Origin of the sequence: Staphylococcus sp. GDY8P196P (assembly GCF_017891705.1) — a bacterium.
Classification (GTDB): domain Bacteria; phylum Bacillota; class Bacilli; order Staphylococcales; family Staphylococcaceae; genus Staphylococcus; species Staphylococcus ureilyticus.
In genome coordinates this window covers 95,621-117,396 of the sequence record NZ_JAESJS010000018.1, presented here as the reverse complement: position 1 = coordinate 117,396, position 21,776 = coordinate 95,621, and the positions used below count along the sequence as shown (strand labels likewise).

Genomic DNA, 21,776 nt, shown 5'->3' with positions numbered 1-21,776 from the left:
ATTATTAGTTGCGTAGCGGTTTTCCTTTTTCTAACATGTGAGAAATTCTATCGTATGTTTTTTTATTTTGAAGTAATTCTAAAAATCTTTCTTTTTCTAGTTTTTGTAAATATCTTTGATTTACATAGGTGTTACGTGGAACATCTCCACCACTTAGTACTTCTGCAATCTTCAATGTTATTTCATAATCGTAATCACTAATAAAGTGACCCACACGCTGTGCATCTAATTGACCTTCCGCTAACGCTTTAAAGTCTCGACCTAAAGCGATATATTGAGTTTTTGGAAGTGGTACATAATTCGCTTCAGATTCATAGCGCGCACGTTTCAATGCAATTTCAATACGTCTTTCGGTATTTAAAATAACTGTATCTGTTTCTTTTAAATAGCCATATCTTTTTGCTTCATAAGCGTTTGTAGATACTTTAGCAAAGCCAATTTGCATTAAAATATTGGTAATAGACGCTTGTTTATCATCTTTTTTATGATTTGTACGCATAATACGATCTGTTAGTTCTGCTAGTCCGCCACCTGCTGGCAATAAACCTACACCTGTTTCTACAAGGCCAATGTAAGACTCACTCGCCGCTACAACAATTGGTGAATGTAATACAAGTTCACAACCGCCGCCTAATGCACGTCCTTGAACAGCTGTTACAACAGGTTTCAACGCATGTTTTAGTCTCGCAAATACATGGTGTAATTGTTCGACCGCTTCACCTACTTCAGAAACCACTTTCCCGTCTTCATGTGCTTTCTTCATTTGATATAAATTAGCACCTACACTAAAGTTGTTACCACCTGCGTAAATCACCATGCTCGTGAAGTCTTCATTTTCAAGCTTATCAATTGCTTCTAATAAGTCAGATAAAAAGCTATTTGAAATGACATTATTTTTACTTTGTAATTTTAATAATAATTGATCTTTATTTGCTATAGATAAATTAGAATCGGATCTATCCCACAATTCTGAATCGATATAAGCTGTTACAGGTGTCACGCGTTCAATAGATTCACCTTCAGCATAAAACGGTTCGTTGCGTTGCTCAATCCAATCTGGTAACTGACCTAATTCTTCTTTCATACGAGATTTAACACGTTCATATCCCATTAAATCCCATAATTGGAATGGTCCTAATTTCCAGTTGAATCCCCAAACTAATGCGCGGTCAATATCTTTAAAATCTTCCGCAGCTTTTGGTACATTCAATGCTGAATAATAGAAATTATTTCTCAATGTTTCCCATAAGAATACACCTGCATCATCTTGTGCATTAAAGATAACATCTAAATTTGAGGCAAGGTCTTTACTAAAATGACCTAAAATTTCTAGTTGTGGCTGCTTTGGCTCAACGTAGTCATTTTGCTGTTCATCATAAACATAACGTTGTTTATTTACTTTTTTATAAAACCCTTGTTTTGTTTTATTTCCGAGTGCACCATTTTCGGCTAATTTTTCAGAAAGTGTTACATCTTTGAAGAATGGTTGCTCTTCTGGAATTTTTTGCAATCCTTTGATTACAGCCATAGCAATATCTAATCCTACTAAATCAGACAGCCCATATGTGCCCATTTTAGGTCGACCAATAATGCGACCAGTTAATGCATCAACATCAGTAATAGAGAAACCTTGCTGTTCTGCGCGATACATAATATCATTCATTGTTTGTGTGCCAACTCTATTGGCAACAAAACCAGGTACATCATTTGCTACAATTACCCCTTTACCTAATACATCTTCTGCAAAGGTTTGTACCCGTTCAACAACCGCTGAATGTGTTTGTTTATTGGGGATAATTTCCACTAATTTCATGATTCTAGGTGGATTGAAGAAGTGCATACCGAAAAATCTTTCTTTATCACTATCATCAAATACCTCTGCAATTGCTTCAATTGGAATACCTGAAGTATTTGTTGCAAACACTGCATCATTATTCGCTACTTTTTTAACTTGATCCCAAATTTGATGCTTTATGTCCACTTCTTCTTTAACCGCCTCAATATATATATCTGCATCATCATCTTGTAAATCTTCATTGAAATTACCGTATGATAAGTTTGAGGCAAATGATAAATCAAACAGTTGTGGACGTTTAGGATTTGTAATTGCTTCATAAGCCTTTTTCGAGATTTTGTTAGGATCATTTTCATCAATGACAATATCCAATAATTTAACTTTTAAGCCTGCATTTACAAGTAGTGCAGCAATTTGACTACCCATTGTTCCTGCACCTAGCACTGTTGCTTTTCTTATCGTCATACTAAACCCTCCAATTTTTTCATTAACATCTTACACATAAATCTTTATATAAATGCGGAATCTCCTGTAATTGCTCTACCGATAACTAATGCATTGACTTCGTGTGTACCTTCGTATGTGTATATTGCTTCTGCATCTGCAAAGAAACGAGCGATATCATATTCTCCAGCTAATATACCGTTACCACCATGAACACCACGACCCATGGCTACAGTCTCTCTCAATCTTAATGAATTCATCATCTTAGCTGTTGAAGTCGCTACTTCATCATATTCACCGTTAGCTTGCATACGTGCGAGCTGTGCACATGTAGCCATGGCTTGTGCTAAGTTTCCTTGCATCATTGCCAATTTTTCTTGAATAAGTTGGAATTTACTAATTTCTTTACCGAATTGTTTACGTTTTGTTACGTAATCTGTCGTTGCTTTCAATGCGCCAGCCATTGCACCTGTCGCCATATAAGCCACACCTGCACGTGTTGAATATAAAACTTTCGCGATATCTTTAAAGCTATTAATATTTTGTAAACGCTGTTCTTCTTTGACGACAACATTTTTCAAACGAATTTTTGCATTAGGTACGATTCTTAGTGCAATTTTATGTTCTAACAGTTCAATTTCTACGCCTTCTTGACTTGGCTCAATTATAAATCCTTTCGGTTTGCCAGTTTCAACATCTACGGCATAGACTGGCATGACATCTGAAACATTTGCTCCACCAATCCATTTCTTTTCTCCATTAATAATCCATTCATCGCCTTGACGTTTTGCAGTTGTTTCTAACCCTCCTGCGACATCAGAGCCATGTTCTGGTTCTGTCAACGCAAAACAAGTACGTAATTCATGTGATTGTAACTTGGGTAGATAATAGGCCTGTTGTTCTTTACTACCGCCAAACCAAAATGAATTATGTCCTAATCCTTGATGCACACCTAACAATGTTGCTAAAGATACATCAAATCTTGCAATCGTATATGACATGAAAAACTGGAACATTTGACTCGGTGTACGGGCGCCTTCACGACCTTCAAACAGCAATGGATTATTAAAATAGTTAAGTTTTCCTAACTCGTCAAAATAACCTTCTGGCTCAGTGGCATTTAACCAATGTTCATTCACAGAATCACGATATTTTTCTTCTAACATATCATTCAATTGTTTTAATAATTTCACTTCGCCTTCCGTTAAATCTTTTCCAATACTTAAAATATCTTCTGGGTACAATGCTTTTAGTGTTTCTTCTTTTGTTGGCATAATTAAAACCTCCATTTTTTGATAGCGCTTACATTTATAGTAAAAAAATTTTGTGCTTTTCAGCATTTTATTTTAATTCAAATCGTCAACACCTTTGGCTTCTTGTTGAGCTTTCTCATTCATGTATTTCTGAAGTTCTAATTTGTCTGCTTTTGATGTAGAGTTCAATGGCATGTGTGTCAATTTCAAATATAATCTCGGTATTTTATAACCAGCAATATTTTCACGCATATGCGCATCTAATTTTGCTTCAAAATCCGGATCATCTTCGGTAAGCACAACTGCTGCAGCAACTGATTCACCATATTTAGGACTATCATATCCAACGACAACCCCTTGAGCTACGAGTGGGTGTTCTGCTAATACCGTTTCCACTTCGGAAGGTAGGACATTCTCACCACCAGTAATAATCATTTCTTTACGACGATCAACGATATAGACATCACCATCTTCGTCTACTTTTGCTAAATCGCCTGTTAAGAAATATTCGCCATGAAATGTTTTTGCAGTTTCTTCAGGTTTATTCCAATAACCAGGTGTTATATTATTACCACGAACGCCAAGTTCACCGATTTCACCAACTTCTACCTCTTCAAAGTTATCATCGAATATGCATATATCCATAAACATGACTGGTTTACCAATACTGCCTGGTTTCTGCGCACCATTTTCCGGTGTATTGACCATTACGAGCGGTGCTTCAGTTAAGCCATAACCGTTAATAATTGAATAGCCTAAACTATTAAATTTCTTTTGTACCATTGGTAAAGGTGATGAACCACCTTGAATTAAGAAATCGATACTTTCAAAGTTTTTTAAGTCGAAATTTTCTGCTACCAACATGGCATAATACATCGTTGGAATCTGAATTAAATAATTTGGTTTGTACTGAGCCATTAAATCATTTAGCGCTTCGCCATTAAAATAACGCTGTAATATCAGAGTGCCTCCAGCCATTAATAAAGGCAGCGTCAAATCGTTAAATCCTAAGACATGGAACATTGGTGTGGAAATAATTGTTGTATATGTCGAATTAATTTTATAAGTCAGTGCAATATTGATTGGATTATTTACAAAAGAATCGTATGAAAACATAACTCCTTTAGGTAATCCCGTTGTACCGCTTGTATACATTAACGATGCTAAATCGTTTCCTTCCACATTAACAGTATTGAAAGGACGGTGTTGCGAAGGATCTACTATATCATCATATACTTTTGAGTCAATATCCATGTGCAGTAAGTCATCTGCAATACCTTCTAAACTTGAGACATGCTTCTCAGCGTAAAAAATGAGTTTGACATTTGAATCTGCAATCACACTTTTTATTTCCTGTGTTTTCAAACGCCAGTTAATTGGTAAGTATACAGCCCCCAATTTAAATGAAGCGAACATCAAATCTAATAATGCTACGTCATTAGGTGTAAATATACCGACGACATCGCCACGTTTTACACCTTGATCTTGTAAATGATTAGCTAAATTTTCTGCACGAATATTTAAATCTTGATAAGTCCATTCTGTGCCTTTGAATGGGTCAATCACTGCGGCTTTTTCATCATCAAATGTCGCTCTTGTTTTAATCCAGTCGTAGTTCATATTTTTCTCCCCCTTAGTTTAAATACGATAATCCGACTTTATTGCATCAGACAATCCTCCCCACTTATCTTGATAAATATCGCTATTTATTTCTTTCAAATGCGTTGCAATGAGCGGCTTGAATTCCATATTTGCTAGAATATCTCGCTCTAAATCAAGACCAGGAGCTATTTCAATGAGCATTAATCCCTGTTGTGTGAGTTCAAATACAGCCCTTTCGGTGACAAAGTAAATCTCTTGTTCAAGCAAAAACGCATTTTCAACATTGAAATCAATATTATCAATTTCATTGATAAATTTTGGTATGTGACCTTCTTGTTCTACATTAACCTTGCGCTGTTCATAACTTAGTTGACCCCCGACAACTAACGAACCGGAAAAGACAATTGTTTTTACCGTTTGACTTATGTCGATAAACCCACCACAGCCATTCATTTTATTGCCAAATTTTGAGACATTTACATTACCCTTGGAATCTACTTGAGCAAAGCTTAGAAAGGCTATATCAACGCCTCCGTTATAAATGAAATCCCAAGTCATATCGTGTCTCATACGTGCACTTAAGTTATAGTTCATACCAAAATATTTTCCGCTGCTAATCAAACCACCAAACACGCCTGTATCTATATTGGGCTGTACTAAATTATTAACCCCTTCTTCAGTTAAAACATTGGATAACTCATTATTTATGCCAAAACCAATACTGATGACATCACCTTGAAGTAAAAATTGAGCAGCACGTCTCAAAATTACTTTTCGAGTGTTCAATTCTATATATGGTTCTCGCATCTCTGTAATTTGATAATGTCCTGAAAGTGCCGGATCATAGTACGTTTGAATCACTTGTCTATGATATTTTGGATCACGGTTCACTACAATATAATCTACTAATTTGCCAGGTATAAACACTTCATTTGGATTGAAACGACCACTTTGAATCACTTCTTTTACTTGAACAATGACCTTTCCATTATTTTTATGCGTAGCTGCTGCTAAACTAAAACCTTCTCCTAAGTGTGTCTCATGCTTCATATAAATATTGCCTGCTTCATCAGCATATGTACCTCTTAGTAAAGCTACATCAATTTCTGGAAACTGATATTTCAAATAAGTGTCATCATTGATATTTATTAAAGAAACCAAATCCTCAGTCGTACATGTATTGACTTTTCCACCAGAATAACGTGGATCCACATTTGTATTTAAACCAATTTTAGTAATCGGCCCTGGAAAAGCTTCCGTACTTCCTCGATAATGTGTGGTTATAACACCTTGAGGAAGGAAATAAGCCTCTATTTCATTGTTCTGCATTGCTTGAATCGTTGCTGGTGAACCAGTAATAATACTCGTGATTAATCGTTTAACCATACCCCTTGAAACGAATGAATCTAAATCATAACTGTCACCTCTATAGTCACTAATATCATTAGCAAGCATGAACGTTAAATTATTAAGTGATTGATCCTCATCATATTGTTCGACTAACGTTTTAAGTATCTCAGCTGGTAAATTTGCTGTAGATAAGGCTGCCAGAGCTATAACATCACCTTCTTTTACGATGTCTTTCAAATCTGAAAATGGAATAATTTTCATACAGTTTCTCCTATCTATGTTTAATCCAACTAATAAAGTATTGAGTGATAAATATCTCCTTTCTTTATGTATGTAAGCCCTTACATGTAATATACCATTATTTTTGAAATTTATGCAAAAATTTTAAATTTTACGATTATAGTGAATTGTGAAAATATCCACAACATCTGCTATGACGGTTTTAGAAGTGTGTGAAGGAAAATATGAAAATCATTGAAAGAGAACTAGGCAAACAAAATGTTTTATTAAAAAAAGGATATATCCGAAGACGATAAAAAATCTGGGACATCATTGCTTTGTCCCAGACGTATTCATTTTATCAGTAGATAATTGAACTGAAAATAAAAATTCCATTTTTCAATTAATTGTGTTGGTGGGATTTATGTATGCGATTTAGCTCAGATAGTCATTTTACACTTTTTCAACACATATATTGAGAAGGTTAGATATTTAGAAAAACACTCTTAAATTTGCCACTCTTCTCTCAAAACACCCATTTGTATCGCATCATAGAAATTACCATTAACTACTCTCCCCTTACGTATACGTGCTTCCTCAATCATCCCAGATTTACTTGCTACCTTCATCATTCTAATATTACCTGACCACGTTGAAATACCTATTCTATTAGCATCTGTTTCTTTAAAAAGATAATTAATCCAATTATTGAATAATTGAGAACCTAAACCCTGTCCCCAGTTATTATTTTTGTATATGACAATACCACATTCTAACCATTTGGACTTTTTATCTTTCCAATATGATGAAACTATACCTATGAACTCATTTTCATACTTTATTGCTAAGATAGATAATGCATTTTTATAAAGATATTTGTTTTCTTTATATTTATTTTTGAATTCAATAAACGTCATTTTTTCTTCCTCGATGTATGGTCCGTTCCATTCCTTAGCTTTTTGTAACGGATCTAAATATTTCCAGTAATAATAATTGTATAAATCATCTTCATTCAGTTCCACTAGCAGTGGCTTTTTATTTGTATTTTTCAATCTTAATCTACTCCTACATTGTTCATAATTTATTGATAGTATATACTTTTTATTGAAATGATTACACATGATAAATTTAATTATTTTCAAAATACCGGATTTATTTTTAGAATCTTGAATATTTTTATTAAGTTATATCTTGTTATTTAAAAAATTAAAACACATACATATAGTGTATGTGTTTGGCTATATTTATATCTTATAATTTAAAGAAACTAATAAAAATCGATACAAAATACTCTTAAATTACATTTTCTATCGCATAGATTTTCTCTAGCTGGCAATAATTTTTATTTAAAGGTTAAGTACTATAAAAAATGAAAGTAGTAATTTGTATTTTCTTTTTTCTCGCGCTGTACTTTTATCTATTCATTCTCCAACAATTTAAATTTTTCTTCTAATGTTTGAAGCCCTTGATCTATAATCTTTTTTTGTTCAATTAAATTTTTTTGATGTTCCAAAAATATATTTTTCCGCTTCGTTTTTGTGTCACTACCTTGATGATATAACTCCGCAATTTCTTTTAATTTTGATATAGGCATATGTGTCTGACGCATGCATTTTATAAATTCAATCCAATATAAGTCTTCTTCTGAAAAATCTCTATAGCCATTCTTATTTCTCTGAACAAAAGGAAAGAGCCCTGCTTTATCATAATATCGAATGGTGTGTTCACTGATACCTAAATTATCGGCAACTTGTTTGACTTGCATAATTTACCTCCTAAAAAAGGTGACCTTATAAAGTCACCTTTTTGTCTATTTCATAAGTTGGACTAGCAATTCTTCATAGTCATTGTCAATGATAGCTTCAAATCCAAATGTTGATGTCATATCATGTTTTAATGACGCCACACTGTTATAACCAATGTGTTCAGGGTTATCTATACTTAAACCAATACTTTTAATATCATTATGGAATAAATTATTTTGATGCGATAGCTCAATAATCTCTTCGGCTAATGCTTTAACGTAATTATGACTTGGCACAGATACATTCTTTTCATCTATTACCTTGGCTTCTGTAATAATTTTGATATCTGTTTCTTTCCCTTTAAATATTGCTAAAAAGTAATACATATCAAAATGACCTCCTTATGATTAAAAAGTAAACTAGCGAGTCGTATAACCACCATTTGCAAATAATGTTTGACCGTTGATCCACCATCCATCTAAAGTTAAGAAAGTAATAATCGGCGCGATGTCTTCTATTTTTGTAAGTTGGTTATGAAGCGCTTGGGATTTATGGAATGCTACAGCATCATCGCCTTCTTGTGGATAGAAGAATGGCGTATCCATTGGCCCTGGAGCGACAGCGTTTACTGAAATCCCTCTATCCATAAATTCTGAGGATGCTGCGCGTGTATAATGCTCAACAGGTGCTTTGCCACCAGCATAAGTTGAATAAAAACCGGTGTAAGCAGCAAGCAATGCAGTAGCCAAAGTGATGATTTTACCATGATCATTCATATATTTTTCAGCATATTTAATAAAGAAATAAGCTGACTTTGCGTTGATGTCCGCCATGCTATCGAATTCTTCTTCAGTCGTTTCTGAAATCGGTTTTTTAAGCACTTTTCCTACAGTATTTATTGCAATATCTACTTTTCCAAACGTTGCTTCAGCATGCTGAAATAAAGCTTTGACATTGCTAACCTTGGTCAAATCACCAGAAAATAATGTACCTTCTCCGCCCAGATTTTCAACTTTTGTAAGTGTCGCTTTTGCATCATCTAAAGAATTTTCATCATGGTGATGGATTACTAATTTAGCGCCTTCTTTAGCGTAAGTAGTGCTTAATAAGCCACCAAGGTTCTTAGCACCACCAGCAATAACTACAACTTTGTCCTGTAGACTGTCAAATTTACCCATATTATATAACCTCCTTTGAATATAATTCAATCGTAAACCTTAGAGCGCGATATCAAGCAAGTGATTGCTGAAAAATGCTAATATTTTTAGTGGCGTCTTTGTTTCATGAGAATGTTCTGTATGTGAAGAAAAATGATGATATTACTTTGTTCTGCTGACTTTTATATCGTTATTTGTTGGCAACCTTCATTTCCTTACTTTTTTAGTTGCGCGTTAACTTTTTTACTGTGTAGTAGATTATTAATAAAAAATAATAACCATAATATTAGAAAAATAATCACAAATATAGTAATTGATGAAACCACTGTGGAAACCTCCATCGGTAACCAATGATTAAGATAAGCTACAACAATAAATGAAATAACACTACCACTTAAATGAATGAATAATTGCAGTAATAAAGGTATACTTTCTACTACATAAATACTAGATAATAAGCCACAAACAGCTCCAAAGAAATATATTCCTAATACATCACCAAAACCAATGCTCATGTGATTAGCTGCGAGAAAGATAATCGTGATGCTACTGCTAAATCCGACACCTTGTAACATTTCTTTTAAGGTTCTTTTCATTATAATCCTCTCCTTATATGTTATATGCCTAATGCTTTATTTAAATTTTTGACGTATCTTCGAGATATAGACACTTTCTTGCCATTCGTAAGTGTAGCTATTAGATTACCTGAGAAGGATGGATTAACTTTCTTTATAAAATGAACATTAATAATTGATGATTTAGATATTTTTATAAAGAAAGCGCCGGCCAACTTATGTTGTAATGTACTTAAAGTCATACGTGTTGTAAGTTCTTTTTCTGTTGTCGTAATTGTGATTTCTTTATCAAATATTTCAGCGAACATGATATCTGATTTACTGATCATGAATATACCTTCTGATGTTTTAATCCCTAGTTGATCTAAATTTGAAAATGTGAAATTATTAATGTGTTCTAATAAACTTTCACCTGTTTTTCTATCAAAAGTATTGATGTTTACTTCTGTTATAGTGCGAACTTCGTCTACTTTCAGATGAACTCGTACGTCACTTTCCATAGTACCGCCCCCCTCTTTTTACTTATACTATATAATTCTCTGCTATTTTGTCAGTACTTTTATCGTAAGAGGTCACCAATATAACGTAACCGGTTGAAAACATAATTATAAAATTCAAACTCTTTTTCTAATTCCATTCATAGTTTCCTTTTTAATAATATCAATAATAGTTATGTCTATTGCGGAACACATAATTTTGTATTCTTACCCATCAAAATGTAATAATCCACTTATAAAACAATAGCTGTGTTTAATTCACAAAAACCCCTCATTACTGAAAATAGTAAGGGGGGTTTGGAATGTGTCTTATTCGACTAATTTTATTCATCATTACGTAGAGGTATCCATACATAAACAACGCGACATAACACCTAATGATTAACTAAAAACTATTTTATATGCGTACAAGCAGTAAAAAAAGGATAAGTCAAAGTTTAATATAAAGGCTAAAAAGCGTCATAACCTCTATATAAAGAGATAATAAAGTTGATAAATCAATTAAAATTCTTTTAAAATAATAGCTACAAGTAAAATTGCAAAACAAACTCATGTAAATTGTTCTACAACTTATAGAGAATTTAAAAATCAGGAGGAATGAAATGGTTAAATCCGTGCAGGTTTATCATTATGACTCATTCAGTATAGAAGCCAATAAAGGGAACCCTGCTGGCGTTGTATTGGATACAGAAAATTTAACAGATTGGGAAATGCAAGAAATTGCATCAAAAATTGGCTTTAATGAAACTGCATTTCCTGTTAAATCTGATAAGGCAGACCTTAGAATACGTTTCTTCACGCCAGGCCATGAAATGGACCTTTGTGGTCATGCAACAATTGCCACGATTTATGCTTTAAAAGAAAAACAATTACTAAAAAATAAAAACGAAATTACAATTGAAACTAAAGCAGGCATTTTATCTATCGGAATGAATGTATCTCATAATGACCAAATATATATCACTATGCAACATGCCACACCACAATTTGAGACATTCAATGGCTCTAATAAAGATTTAGCTCATGCACTAAGTATCGAAGAAGAAGATATCGTCGATAATTTACCAGTTTTATATGGAAGTACAGGCGTTTGGACACTTCTGGTTCCAGTGACAAGTCTAGCTGTTTGTAAGAAAATGAAACCCAACAATGACCAATTCCCTTCTATATTAAGCGAAAAGCCTAACGTGTCTATTCATCCATTTTGTTTTGAAACATATCATCCAGATGCTAATATGCATGCACGTCATTTTTCTTCACCTTTCTCTGGAACAACAGAGGATCCAGTTACTGGAACCGCTTCTGGAATTATGGGAGCTTACTTTGTTAAATACATACATAACAATTCAGACCATCCACTCAATCTTATCGTTGAACAAGGCCAAGAAATTGGTAAAAATGGTAAGGTGAAGGTTAACGTTACTTTTAAAAACAATGAATGGGAAATAAAAATAACTGGAACAGCCGTTAGCGTTAAAACATTTATTGTTCATTTAACTGATTCTTAATTGAAATCAACTTAATAAATATATGTAATTGACTTAGTGATAGCTATAAAGTTCGCATTATAAATGATGTAAAATAAGCATCAACAACTGTAACTAATCGTTTAAGTAGTTAATAAGTTTAAACCGTTCGCTTATTAAACATGTATATCAAATTCATAATAACGGCAATATAAAAGGACCAATCCATGATTATCTTACGGATTAGTCCTTATTTTAAATATGAGATTTATAGCGCGGTATCATTTATTAATGAATTTCAATATATGCTTAAGCTTTTATATTTTTAGGAATGATGATTTGAGTCAAAATCACACCTATAATCATAATCAATAAACCTGTTAAAAATGAAGTCGTCGCAGCTACACTAGCACTATGGTTGACTTGCACTGCTGCAAAAATAGTTGTGTTAAGCGCAATGCCTAGTGCACCACCTAGTGTCGCACACATTTTGTAGATACCTGAAGCTAAGCCAACTTTTTCATCAGGAATTGTTAAAATTGCAACTGTAATTCCTGGTGTAGCACATAAGCCATTTCCTATAGCACAAATGACAAATCCAAACACGACAATGCCTACATACCAATCTGTTGGTAATACAGTTAAACTGATAAACATAATTCCTATTGCTGGAAATAGTGGTCCTACCAATAACAGTGGCTTGCCTCCAAAGCGTAAGGATAATTTTTCTCCTAAACGGATCATCACAACTGCCATAATGACATAAGGAACAGTCACAAGTCCTGCTTGAAAGGCATTTAATCCTAATTCTGTCTGCGCATACATATTAAATACTGTCGTCGTACCTATGCCAGAATTGAGTACAACATTGATCATTGAAGAACCAACAAAACCACGATTTCGGAATAATGAAAAATCAATGAACGGTGCATGTTTTTGCCTTTCAAAGAATATAAAAATAACTGTAGAAATTATAAAAATCACAAAACATGTAATTGAAAAGGTACTGAACCAACCTTGTTCAAACCCTTGTGTGGCAAACAATGTAATACTTCCTATTAAAACTGCAAATAAAAACATCCCAATATAGTCAAATGGTCTTGTGTCAATTTTTTCTTTTTCTACTTCTTCTGTTCCCCACAATAACCAAAATGCAATAATTGAAATAATGATAGAGATGATAAAGTTAGATTGCCAATTGACATATGTCGCTATCAATCCCCCAACCATCGATGCTAAACCGATACCACCAACGCTACCGATCATCAAGTAGCTAAATGCTCTACGCATTTCTTTACCTTTAAATTGCTCATTAATCACGCCTACGGTAGAAGGAAGTAAAATAGCCGCCGAAAGTCCTTGCAACATACGTCCTACCAATAAGAAAGCTGTCACACTAGACACAATAATAAGTAATGAGCCTAAAATACTAAAAATGATACCAATATAAGTCATTTTTAGTTTTCCAATTTTATCAGAAACGTCACCTGCACCGACCATAAAAATACCAGTAGCAAATGATGCTAAACTGACAGATAAGTTAACAACACCTGGTGTTGTTTGATAGGTATGTTGAACCTGTGTAGATATATTAATAAACGATTGAGCAAAAAGCCAATACGTTAACACACTTAACACAATAGCTAAAATCAATTTGTTGTTTGATTGTTGCTTTGTACTCACGATGCATGAACCTCCTCATCTAAATATTGCATATAAAAATACGCACTAGATAGATATTATCATACAAAGTACAATTTATTTTATGAATTCTTACTATTTTTCCAATTCATATAAAAATCTACTTTTATTTAAATCCTAAAAGTAAGTTTAAAGTTTGTACAACGCCATCTTCATTATTATTAATTGCAATTAAATTTGCCTCTTTTTTTAATTCAGGATAAGCATTATCCATAGCGACTTTATATTTCGCCGCTTTAAATAAATCTAAATCATTATACCCATCACCAAATGCAATAGTTTCTGAAGGTGTAATTTGAAGTAAATTCTGAATTCGATTAATTGTAGTTCCTTTATTCACGCCCAAGTCTGCAATGTCAATCCATGATTCATCTGAAGCTACGATATAAACATCTTTTTCAAAATGTTTTAGACGGTCGGCAGTCTCTTTACAGTGAGCACTTGCGTCATGAACAGTAATTTTCAATAAATCATCTTCAATATCGTTATAATCTTTAATATAGTGCACATGTTGATAAGAACCATGCACGTGCCTTTTCTCTGATTCAGAAATATTGTCTAACACGTATGCACCGTTTTTCGAACAAGCCAAAATGGTTTGTGTATCATCAATTGCTCTTATCGTATCAATAATTTCTTTTGCTTTTTTATTTTCTATCACTGCATTGTAAATAAAATCCCCATTGTATTTAATTCGTGTTGCACTGTCGCCTACAATAAATGTATTCGTTGCGAGATCACCTACAATCGTTTCTACACGCTCACATTGCTTACCAGTACAAAAGACAAAGCGAATATCTTGATTTGCACAATTTTCTTTTAACAATTGAAAAGTCCCGTAATTAAATTGGCTATCATCAGTTAAAAATGTGCCATCCATGTCCACGACAATCAGTTTAATATTCATAAAAACGACCCCTTTATTTGGCATTTAACTTATTGTATCTACTTATCATTATAATTAGCAATTTTTCTAATCCGTATTGAGTCATGACGTCGCAGTTATTTGCTTTTTCTGAAATTGTTTTGGGGTGAGCTTGTATTTTTCTTTAAAAACTTTAATAAAATAACTCGTTGTTGAAAAACCACATGCCATTGCAATATCAGTAATCGTATATGATTGTTTACTACGCAACATTCTTACGCTGTGTTCTAATCGTAAATTCACCAAGTATTGCATAGGGGTCTGATTTACATAAAATTTGAAACATCTAACCGTTTCAGATTTACTCATATGAATCTCATCACTTAACATTTGTAATGAAATTTTCTTGTGAAAATGATTTTGCAAATACGTTATCAGTCTTTTAATACGATAATCAAAGTAGTATCGCTTTTGTTCATTTACTACTGCAAAATGCAGTAATAACCATTTTATTGCTTTATAATATTTGGCAGTAATATCTAGTTCAAAGTATGAGTTTTGTTTTTCATAAATTTGACCAGCTGAGTTAATAATCTCTAAGAGTTCTCTTTGTTGTTTGTCATCTTGGGATAAGTATATATAGGGGACATAATGTGCTTTATTTATAATTTCTGATACATAATTAAATTCTAAATAATTGATCGTTTCTGGTATCTCAATATTCCAACAATAATACTCTGTTTGTGAAAATTCACTTGTTAACTCATGCACAACATTTGAATTGATAAAAAGCCCGTCTCCTTTTTTAATATTAAATGTGTCGTCACCAATTGAAACATCGAGTGTTCCATTAACCACATACATGAATTGTAATGCGTGGTGCCAATGTATAGGAATATAGCCAAAAATCGTGCGATTTAAATGTGTATGTAAAATAATATGTTTCCATTGTTTATCAGGAAATTGTATTAATTCTTCTCTTGTATTTTCTACGATAATTTCTTGATACATAAATGAGACACCTCAATATTTTGCTATTTTAAGCTTATTTTTATATATTATATCGCTTATTTTATCGCTATAGTATAAATATATTAATATTTCACAGGTGATGATATGGTAAATAAAACAAAATTTAGAATCATAGGTATTTTATTAGCTATTGTAGGGGCTTCATTTTGGGGGCTCGGTGGTACGGTATCAGATTTTCTTTTTCAACAAAGGGACATTGATGTCAATTGGTATGTAACTGCGAGGTTATTAATCAGTGGCTTCGTCTTATTAATGATTTACAAAATAATAAATAGAAAATCTTCATTATTCGATATATTTAAAAATAAGCATAGCTTATTTCAACTTATCATTTTCTCAATTCTTGGTATGTTACTCGTTCAATATGCTTACATGGCGTCTATCAATTTTGGTAATGCCGCAGTCGCTACTTTACTGCAATACATAGCCCCAGTATATATCATTATTTGGTATGTGATTAGACGTAAAGAACGCTTTAAACCTTTTGATTTGGTTGCAATTATCCTCACATTATCAGGTACATTTTTACTACTAACCAACGGATCTTTTAGTAAGCTTGTGGTATCTACACCAAGCGTAATTTGGGGGATTATATCAGGCTTAGCACTTGCTTTCTATACACTTTACGCAACACAATTATTAACTCGGTTTCCATCTATTTTAGTTGTCGGCTGGGCCATGTTAATTTCAGGCATTGTCATGAATTTCAAAGCACCTATATGGCAGTTTGACTGGTCTCATTTAACAGGATCGACTGCACTTTATTTAACTTTTGGTATTATTGCTGGAACCGCTATAGCATTCTTTTTCTTTATTGAAAGTTTAAATTACTTATCGGCAAAAGAAACAACGCTTTTCGGCACAATTGAACCTGTTATGGCCATATTAGCAAGTGCCTTTTGGCTTAATGTTACGTTTCGTAGTTTTCAATTAATTGGCATTCTACTGATTATCGCACTCATTTTGGCTTTATCATTAAAAAAACAACATAACATAGAATAATTTCTATAAAGCAAAAATTTAATATGTACTTGTAACACTATTGATCTTAGTAATAAAAAGGTTACTGCTAGCAAAGATAAAAAATTCTATAGCAAACATTATTAATTTACTTTTAAAATGTTTTGAACAATATTGATGAGGGGGTTATATTTATGATATTAATATAATAGTAAAGGGGGATAATTAATGAAAAAATCAAACATTTTACTTACGTCATTATTAGCAAGTTCAATAGCAGTGACGGGAATCAACGGCACAGCTAATGCTGAGGAAAATGGTGCTAAAACTGTTACAGGAGAAACGCTACCAAGTAGTACTGACCCTGACGGTGATGGTTGGGCAAACATGGACTTTGATATCTCTGCTCTACCACAAACATATCAAGATGAAATAACACAACTTACTCAGCAAAAAGATTCTGGCGAGTTATCTCAAGTCAATTATAATGAAAAAGTTGCAAGTATCTTTGAACAAGCAAAAGAAGAACAACAAGCACATCAAACTACGCAAGGTAATAGACCATATGGTGGTGTAAAACCTGATGGTATGTCTCACGAAGACTATCAACAATTAGAAAATAACGTACCAAAACGAACAGAAGTTTCACCAGAAGCATACGAACAAGCTATAGAAAATGAAACACAAAAAATTGCCAATAAAAATAATCAATCAATTAATACACCACAAGGAGTCGTTACACCAAACGCTCAAGATAACCAAATGGAACAACAAAATTTACCAGATACTGGACAACAGAATAATGCTGAAATTTTAAGTATTAGTGCTGGTTTATTAGCATTAACTGCTGGACTTAGTCTACTAATGTTTAAAAATCGTTTTGTTAATAAATCTAAATAATGATATACATATCACTACTCAATTCTATTGAGTAGTGATATTTTATATTTTAAAACTTAATTAAAACGCATTTTCATATCAATTCCTACCAATTAAACCCATATTATATTAAGGTTTAGCCTGAAATTTTAACATACTTCCTACTTTTTATTTTAAGACAAACTATAAAAAAGAGTAGAAACGGAATTAACAATGTCGATTAATTCCAAATTTCTACTCAATCAGGACTAACACATACTATAATAATCAATGCATAGATTTTGTCTAAACCATTAAACTTTTTATTAATGTTTAAACCATAATGTGTTTAATTTTTGATGTTTTTAAGATTTTTTAAAATATACAATACATAATAAATGATGCCGACACAGAACCAAATTAATGTATAGATTTTAGCCTGACCACTTAATCCCCAGAACACAATAAATACACAAATAAAAATAATAACTGGCATCACTGGATAAAAAGGCAATTTAAATGCTGGTTCTGGTAAATCATGTCCTTCTCTTTTACGTAATGAAAAAATACCTACTGTCACAAACATAAAAGCTACAAGCGCACCCGCTGAAATTAATTGTGCTAAAAAGCCAAACGGAAATACAGAACCAATAATAATTGCAACAATCGATAGTACGATTAACGCACGGTTCGGCAAATTCTTATTATCTAATTTTCCTAACCAAGATGGTAAGATGCCATCCCTACCAAATGAATAAAGTAAACGAGAACCCGCCATCATCATACCAATTAAAGCAGTAAACATACCAATCACTGAGACTGCCTGCACTATAACCGCAACGGTACTATGACCACTCATACGCAAAGCCCAACCTACTGGTTCAGCATTATTTTTATATTGCGCATAGTCAAACATTCCCACTAATACAAGTGAAACGATTATAAACAAAGTAACCGCAATCAGTAAAGAGCCCAAAATCCCTCGTGGCATTGTTTTTTGTGGATTAATCGCTTCACCAGAGTTTGAAGCGATAGAATCAAAACCGATATAAGCAACAAAAATGACAGAGCTACCTGCATATATTCCCTGCCAGCCACCAAATGCACCTGCTGCAGTTTCACGGTACTCTGGAATAAAAGGTATGTAATGACCAATATCAATCACTGATAAACCTACAATAATAAATAAGAAAATAGCCAATACTTTGAGAATCACGAGTGCATTTTGAACACGGGCCGCTTCTGACGTTCCTCTATATAGTAATACCGCAGTAATAATGACTACAATAGCTGCTAATAAATCAACGATACCTCCGTCTGTACCGAGAGAGTTAGATAATGACTGAGGTAGTGATATATGAAAAGGCTCTAATAAACCTCTCAAATTAGCTGAAAATCCTGATGCCACAAATGCAACCGCAATTAAATATTCAGCAATTAATGCCCAACCTACAATCCATCCAAAAAATTCTCCAAATAATATGCTAATCCAAGTATATGCTGATCCAGCAAAAGGCATGACAGATGCCATTTCTGCGTAAACAAATGCTACCAATGCTGCCACAATAGCTGCTACTAGAAAGGATAAACTGACTGAAGGACCCGTGTGATCTGCAGCTACAACACCAGGCAACGTAAAAATAGCAGTAGAAACAATTGTACCGACACCTAAAGCTAAAAAGTCTCTTATTCTTAATGTACGCTCTAAATGAGCATCTTTATTTTGAAATTTAGCAATATCTTCCTTTTTGAAAATTTGTTTTAAAAGATTCATCAATTTTCTCCTTGTTAATAATGTACAAACACGTATTACAGTATAGTGATTTTTAATTGTAATGTACATATCCTTTTAAAAAAGAATCTTTTACAAATGCATGATTATTTCAAATATTTCTTAGCTAAATAAACACATTTTAGTAATTTCAAAACCTATATAAACATACTTTTTTCATATATTTATCATACAACTATCTCTTATATGGTACGTATATAATTTGAAAGATATGACCTTATTTTTGTCTTAATCTCCTTATTATAATCAATTTATTTTGCATAAAATGATGGCAATACTTGCTTTAAATCTAATTTTGCATCATTTAAAATGTCATTTTCAGATAATATCGCAGTTCCTTGAGCTCTAACTACATAAAATTCTTCAAACCCCATAATATCTTCAAACATCGCTTTCAAATAATGATAAGAAAAATCTAATAATTTATAACGATCATCATTTGTATAAATTGAACCACTTGCTTGTAAGTATAACGCTTTATAATTATCTGTCATTAAACCTACAGATCCATTTTCAGTATATTTGAACGTTTCACGTGCAATCATAATATTATCTATATAATCTTTAAGTCGTGACGTAATATTAAAATTGTGTAATGGTGAAATAATGACAATTCTTTTATACGCTTTAAATTGTTGTAGTAACTCTGATGTTTTGGTTGAAATCAGTTCTTCTACTTCGGATAATTTTTCTCCTTCACATTGCTTGTGCCATACATTCAGTAATTGATTTTTTTCAATACGAGGCAACTGAATGTCATATAAATTCAAAACTTCTGGTTGTTCATTTGGATACAATTGTCCATATGCTTCAAGAAACATTTCTTTTAATTTGAAAGAAAAGCTATCTTCTTTTTTAAAATCAGGATGTGCATTAATCATTAAAGTTTTCATATACATTCTCCTTAAAAATTTGTTAACCTAAGTATATATTTCAATGGTGTCTAAATAAGTCACCTTTAAAGGAGAAAATATGAAAAAATCTGAACGATTAAATCAAGAGCTTATCTTTTTAAGTAACAAACATGCTTTTCATTTAATTGATTTAATGAGAGAATTTAATATTTCAAAAAGAACAGCGTTAAGAGATGTACAAGAATTAGAAAACATGGGACTTAGTATATATGTAGAAAACGGGCGCTATGGCGGATATAAAATCATTTCACAGAATTTGTTAACACCCATATATTTTAATAATGATGAAGTATTAGCAATCTTTTTTGCACTTAAAGCTTTAGATTTATTATCTACAACACCCTTTCAAAAATCTTATACACAAATCAGTGAAAAATTATTAGCTACAATACCAACGGAACAGCAACATAAGATCTTGAAAACATTAGATTTTGTTACTTATCATAATGTACCACCTGTCAGTCATGTAAAATATTTATCTAGTATTTTAAAATCTATCATCTATGAACAAACCGTTCACATCCGTTATACACAATACAAAAAAATTGATACAGAATTACAGATTTATGAGTTGTTTTATAGAAACGGCATATGGTTCTGTAGCGCATATGATATAAAAAATGACAAATGGGGCACATTTCGATGTGATTATATCGAACAATTAACAATCAATCTTTCGAGAAAAAATAACTATACAAAAGAACAACTTGCTGAATTTCAAAAACAATATGAAAGCACCTATCATAATGTCACATTTAAATGTCAGCTCACACCATTTGGAGTAGAGCAATATTCCAAAAACAACTATCCCAATATGAACTTAGAATATATAAAAGGTACACCTTATATTACTGGTGGTTATAATATTGAAGAACTGGATTATATGGTGAATTATTTAATTGCTTTAGGTGAAAATGTCCATATCATATATCCTAAGCAACTAAAAGAAGCTTATTTAAATAAATTGAACAATATCATCGACAAATACGAGTAATATCTGTGTTACATGGCTTTTTATAGCTGTATACCTTATGGTTGATTGTATTATCGTGGTTGGTCTACTTTAATTTGAATATTATTTCACTTCTGCAGCACTTAATTTATCGTACCCTAAGTCTTACCTATGTTTAAATATTAAAAAGACTATTGATACAACTGTAAATAGTTATATCAATAGTCTTGGTTATCTTCTTATTTATTAAATCTTGGTTTAAATACAATATTTATGATTTCATTCGGTTTAACACTTCTTGCTGAATTGTCTTTAACGCCTCACTATACGCTTTATTCGTACTTTCTTGCGCATTTATAATTAATAAATCAATCAGTTCAGTATTATTTTTTTCACTTACTTCATGTTCAAATTGATGTAAGTGTTCTTCAGATGTTTTCGCATTTTGCTTTTCAATTTGATAATATTGGTCAGCTCCCAAACCACCTTCTTCAATCATGACAGAAATCCCACTTGAGCGCGTTTCATTTAAACGTTTTACTTTTATGCGTTTATTATCACGGATAACCATTTGAATCCCTCCTATCTCAATATGTAAT

Annotated in this window: 20 protein-coding genes; 4 read left to right on the top strand and 16 right to left on the bottom strand. The window is 32.5% G+C overall.

Annotated features, from left to right (window positions below; genetic code table 11):
• Positions 1-4: 4 nt before the first annotated feature.
• The 10 genes from fadB to KA814_RS10455 all read right to left on the bottom strand — a co-directional run bounded on the left by fadB (position 5) and on the right by KA814_RS10455 (position 10,640).
• On the bottom strand, positions 5-2,260 hold the full coding sequence (fadB, locus tag KA814_RS10500) for a 3-hydroxyacyl-CoA dehydrogenase/crotonase FadB (RefSeq protein ID WP_107359943.1): 2,256 nt from the start codon (positions 2,258-2,260) through the stop codon (positions 5-7).
• A gap of 44 nt (positions 2,261-2,304) precedes the next feature.
• The gene (gene fadE, locus KA814_RS10495; RefSeq protein ID WP_046207142.1) at positions 2,305-3,513 is read right to left on the bottom strand and encodes an acyl-CoA dehydrogenase FadE; all 1,209 of its coding nucleotides are present in this window, start codon (positions 3,511-3,513) and stop codon (positions 2,305-2,307) included.
• Positions 3,514-3,585: 72 nt separating this feature from the next.
• Positions 3,586-5,112, bottom strand: coding sequence for a long-chain-fatty-acid--CoA ligase FadD (fadD, locus tag KA814_RS10490; RefSeq protein ID WP_064209693.1), 1,527 nt, complete (start codon positions 5,110-5,112; stop codon positions 3,586-3,588).
• 18 nt (positions 5,113-5,130) lie between these two features.
• A complete protein-coding gene (fadX, locus tag KA814_RS10485; RefSeq protein WP_064209694.1) occupies positions 5,131-6,705 on the bottom strand; it encodes a fatty acid degradation protein FadX in 1,575 nt (524 codons plus the stop codon).
• 464 nt (positions 6,706-7,169) lie between these two features.
• A complete protein-coding gene (locus KA814_RS10480; RefSeq protein WP_238394776.1) occupies positions 7,170-7,715 on the bottom strand; it encodes a GNAT family N-acetyltransferase in 546 nt (181 codons plus the stop codon).
• Positions 7,716-8,080: 365 nt separating this feature from the next.
• Complete coding sequence (locus KA814_RS10475) at positions 8,081-8,428, bottom strand: MerR family transcriptional regulator (protein ID WP_046207145.1); 348 nt, start codon at positions 8,426-8,428, stop codon at positions 8,081-8,083.
• A gap of 45 nt (positions 8,429-8,473) precedes the next feature.
• On the bottom strand, positions 8,474-8,794 hold the full coding sequence (locus KA814_RS10470; protein WP_046207146.1) for a hypothetical protein: 321 nt from the start codon (positions 8,792-8,794) through the stop codon (positions 8,474-8,476).
• A 33-nt stretch (positions 8,795-8,827) separates the two neighbouring features.
• Positions 8,828-9,586 (bottom strand): SDR family oxidoreductase, encoded by a 759-nt coding sequence (locus KA814_RS10465; protein WP_070038498.1) that lies wholly within the window; start codon positions 9,584-9,586, stop codon positions 8,828-8,830.
• Positions 9,587-9,780: 194 nt separating this feature from the next.
• Positions 9,781-10,161, bottom strand: a complete 381-nt coding sequence (locus tag KA814_RS10460; protein ID WP_103161311.1) for a DUF3021 domain-containing protein — start codon at positions 10,159-10,161, stop codon at positions 9,781-9,783.
• A gap of 20 nt (positions 10,162-10,181) precedes the next feature.
• Complete coding sequence (locus KA814_RS10455) at positions 10,182-10,640, bottom strand: LytTR family DNA-binding domain-containing protein (RefSeq protein ID WP_204170823.1); 459 nt, start codon at positions 10,638-10,640, stop codon at positions 10,182-10,184.
• Positions 10,641-11,239: 599 nt separating this feature from the next.
• On the opposite strand from KA814_RS10455, the gene KA814_RS10450 reads away from it, so the two are divergent.
• On the top strand, positions 11,240-12,145 hold the full coding sequence (locus tag KA814_RS10450; RefSeq protein ID WP_107360310.1) for a PhzF family phenazine biosynthesis isomerase: 906 nt from the start codon (positions 11,240-11,242) through the stop codon (positions 12,143-12,145).
• Between the two features lie 267 nt (positions 12,146-12,412).
• Here the strand turns inward: KA814_RS10450 and KA814_RS10445 are convergent, their stop codons facing one another.
• The 3 genes from KA814_RS10445 to KA814_RS10435 all read right to left on the bottom strand — a co-directional run bounded on the left by KA814_RS10445 (position 12,413) and on the right by KA814_RS10435 (position 15,680).
• The gene (locus tag KA814_RS10445; protein ID WP_371090914.1) at positions 12,413-13,789 is read right to left on the bottom strand and encodes an MFS transporter; all 1,377 of its coding nucleotides are present in this window, start codon (positions 13,787-13,789) and stop codon (positions 12,413-12,415) included.
• A gap of 121 nt (positions 13,790-13,910) precedes the next feature.
• The gene (locus tag KA814_RS10440; RefSeq protein ID WP_070657214.1) at positions 13,911-14,711 is read right to left on the bottom strand and encodes a Cof-type HAD-IIB family hydrolase; all 801 of its coding nucleotides are present in this window, start codon (positions 14,709-14,711) and stop codon (positions 13,911-13,913) included.
• Positions 14,712-14,792: 81 nt separating this feature from the next.
• Positions 14,793-15,680 (bottom strand): AraC family transcriptional regulator, encoded by an 888-nt coding sequence (locus KA814_RS10435; protein ID WP_070657211.1) that lies wholly within the window; start codon positions 15,678-15,680, stop codon positions 14,793-14,795.
• Between the two features lie 105 nt (positions 15,681-15,785).
• Between KA814_RS10435 and KA814_RS10430 the strand changes: the two genes are divergently transcribed.
• Positions 15,786-16,703 carry a DMT family transporter gene (locus tag KA814_RS10430; protein WP_070038513.1) on the top strand — a complete coding sequence of 306 codons (918 nt, stop codon included), beginning with the start codon at positions 15,786-15,788 and terminating at the stop codon, positions 16,701-16,703.
• Between the two features lie 186 nt (positions 16,704-16,889).
• Positions 16,890-17,561, top strand: coding sequence for an LPXTG cell wall anchor domain-containing protein (locus KA814_RS10425; protein WP_107360311.1), 672 nt, complete (start codon positions 16,890-16,892; stop codon positions 17,559-17,561).
• 307 nt (positions 17,562-17,868) lie between these two features.
• On the opposite strand, the gene KA814_RS10420 is transcribed toward KA814_RS10425, so the two are convergent.
• The gene (locus KA814_RS10420) at positions 17,869-19,293 is read right to left on the bottom strand and encodes an APC family permease (protein ID WP_107360312.1); all 1,425 of its coding nucleotides are present in this window, start codon (positions 19,291-19,293) and stop codon (positions 17,869-17,871) included.
• 269 nt (positions 19,294-19,562) lie between these two features.
• On the bottom strand, positions 19,563-20,204 hold the full coding sequence (locus tag KA814_RS10415) for an FMN-dependent NADH-azoreductase (protein ID WP_107360313.1): 642 nt from the start codon (positions 20,202-20,204) through the stop codon (positions 19,563-19,565).
• 79 nt (positions 20,205-20,283) lie between these two features.
• Between KA814_RS10415 and KA814_RS10410 the strand changes: the two genes are divergently transcribed.
• Positions 20,284-21,219 (top strand): helix-turn-helix transcriptional regulator, encoded by a 936-nt coding sequence (locus tag KA814_RS10410; RefSeq protein ID WP_070038525.1) that lies wholly within the window; start codon positions 20,284-20,286, stop codon positions 21,217-21,219.
• 229 nt (positions 21,220-21,448) lie between these two features.
• Here the strand turns inward: KA814_RS10410 and KA814_RS10405 are convergent, their stop codons facing one another.
• Positions 21,449-21,748: a hypothetical protein gene (locus tag KA814_RS10405; protein WP_107360314.1), complete on the bottom strand. Its 300-nt coding sequence runs from the start codon at positions 21,746-21,748 to the stop codon at positions 21,449-21,451.
• Positions 21,749-21,776 lie beyond the last annotated feature (28 nt).